This is a genomic window from Pedobacter sp. 01N416 (assembly GCF_056399685.1).
The window spans coordinates 1-2413 of sequence record NZ_JBFTRT010000686.1; the positions used below are offsets into that span (position 1 = coordinate 1).

Sequence of the window (2413 nt, forward strand, 5' to 3'; positions counted from 1 at the left end):
TTCTTTAATCGCTTCATTCGTACGGCCAACACAGGCCAAAGCTTCCACATACCAAAAGGCACAGATTAAAAATGTTGTTTTTGGCTTACCGAAATCGTCAGCATGTAAGTAACGGTAAAATAGCCCATCTTCCGTTTTCAACTCCTTTTCTAAAGCGATTAAATGATCTTTCGCCCGATCTGAAGCCGGATCCAAATAATTCATCATAATCAACTGTAAAGTACTGGCATCTAAATGCGGGCTTCCTACTGCATTGGTATACACTTTTCTTTCCGGATCGTAGCAGGCTTCTATATGTGCTGCAGCCTTATCGATTAAAATCTCCGCACGTTTTTCGAAATCTTCGTTACCAATAGTTTTAGCCATTTTTAAAGCAGCCTGTGCTCCTGCCCATTGAAATAGATTACTATAACAATGTACATTGGCGATATTCCTGAATTCCCAAATTCCGGCATCCTTTTCATCAATTGTCCGTTCAATTTTAGAAAGCACACTTTCAATCCACTTTATCGAATCGCTACGTTCGGAAAAAACAAACCGGTGATCGGTATAAAGTGGTAACATCGAAATCAAAACCTGACCGTAAATATCATTCTGAATGTGTTCATAGGCCTGGTTTCCTATTCTAATGGGTTGCTCTCCTTTGTAACCTTCCAGATGATTTAATGTATGCTCGGTAATTTCCCTTTCTCCTGCAATACCATACAAGGGTTGATAGCGTGTATCTTCAGCATGCGAAATATCAGAGAGGTAATTAAAATACTTCTCCATTTCTTCAAAGTGGCCGATATGGTTAAGTGAGGTTAATACATAGTGCGAATCTCTTAACCAGCAATACCTATAATCCCAGTTTCGGGTACTGCCCGGCGATTCTGGTAAACTAGTAGTACTGGCCGCTATAATTGCACCGGTATCTTCATATTGATGGATTTTCAGCACCAAGGCTGATCGGATTACAAAAGGTTGGTAAAAACCCGCGATTGACGAATGTTTAATCCACAATCGCCAATAAGCGATGGTTTCGCGTAAAAAATTTTCGGCGGTGCTTACCACCGGAGCCTCTAAATTTTGTCCATAAGTCATAATGAGGTATTTAGCCTCATTCAGTACAAATGCTTTTTCGTCAAAAATATAAGTAAGTGATACATTGGTACTTAAGCGGATATTTTCATCGCAACCCAAATAATCAATATGATTACTGCCCCTACTCGACTTCATTTTACCTTTCCCATAATCGCACACCGGCTCGCATTTGATGGTGATGCGCGGGTTCCCTGCCAAAGGTTCGATCTTTCTGATGAACATTAACGGTTTAAAATAGCGATCGTATAGATGAAAACGTGGTGCAAAATCTGTAATTCGGTATTTCCCATCTTCAGCAGTAATTTCCGTCCTTAAAACATTGGTATTTTCAATATAATATTGAGTAGAGGTAAATTCACCTTGTGGTAAAATCGAAAACTCCCCTCCCTTTTTCTCATCCAATAAACTGCCAAATACAAAAGGGCTATCGAAACGTGGCCAGCAAAGCCAAGATATATCAGTGTTTTTATTTACGTGTGCAATGAAAGCGCAATTTCCTATAATTCCTGTTTGATAAAGGTGCTGTTCGGCCATAGACTATAATTTTGTTTATTTACTAACAAGCCGATCGGAAAAATGTTAGGGAGAAATGTCAAAAAGCCGTTAAAACGATTAATAGCTTAGTTTTTTTTGAAAATGTAAGGTCCTGCTTCAATCGCTTCCTATAGCCCTGCTATCGCTGCAAGTCCTCGCTCGTTCCTCACTCCGAGCATTTCGCTTTATCAGGTTTAGGATCGAGGATTCTGCAATACGAGTCTTCGAAGATTAAATCTATTTTAAAGCAGTGTGTTTTGCGTTAGGGATTGTAAGGGTTTAGTACCGATCCTTCATCGGTACCAGAGCAAAGCGCAGCCCTGAAAAGCCCGCCCCTTGCGCAGCTTGGGGAACGCCCAAATCAGTTTGCAGTTTTCAGTTAGTAGTTTTTTAAAACAGTTTATTTTTTAAAACCTTAGCGGTCTGATAAAAGATTCTCCACTACCCTCAGAATGATAGTCAGGCAATAAAAAAACCAGCCCCGAAAAATCGCGACTGGCCTAGTTAATGAATAATGATTATCTTAAATTACTGTTCCACTTGGCACAACAGCACCTTTTTTAATTACCACAATACCATCTTTAACGGCATAAAGCTCAAAGTCTCCATCTTCCAAATGATCGCCGCCATTAATTTTTACATCATTGCCAATGCGACAGTTTTTATCGATGATGGCATTATTAATAAAGCAACGGTCGCCAATACCTATTAACGAATTTCCCTTGCCCGTTTCATCCTGTATTTCTTCTAAGGTTTGGTACCTATCGCTGCCCATAATGTAAGCATTGGTAATAAC

At 39.7% G+C, this 2413-nt stretch carries 2 protein-coding genes; both read right to left on the reverse strand.

Annotated elements, in window-relative coordinates; all coding sequences use genetic code 11:
- Positions 1–1617 (reverse strand): glycoside hydrolase family 15 protein (locus tag AC1DND_RS25810; protein ID WP_477585435.1); only part of this gene is annotated, 1617 nt, incomplete at its 3' end.
- Between the two features lie 523 nt (positions 1618–2140).
- Positions 2141–2413 (reverse strand): GlgC family sugar phosphate nucleotidyltransferase (locus AC1DND_RS25815; protein WP_477585437.1); only part of this gene is annotated, 273 nt, incomplete at its 5' end.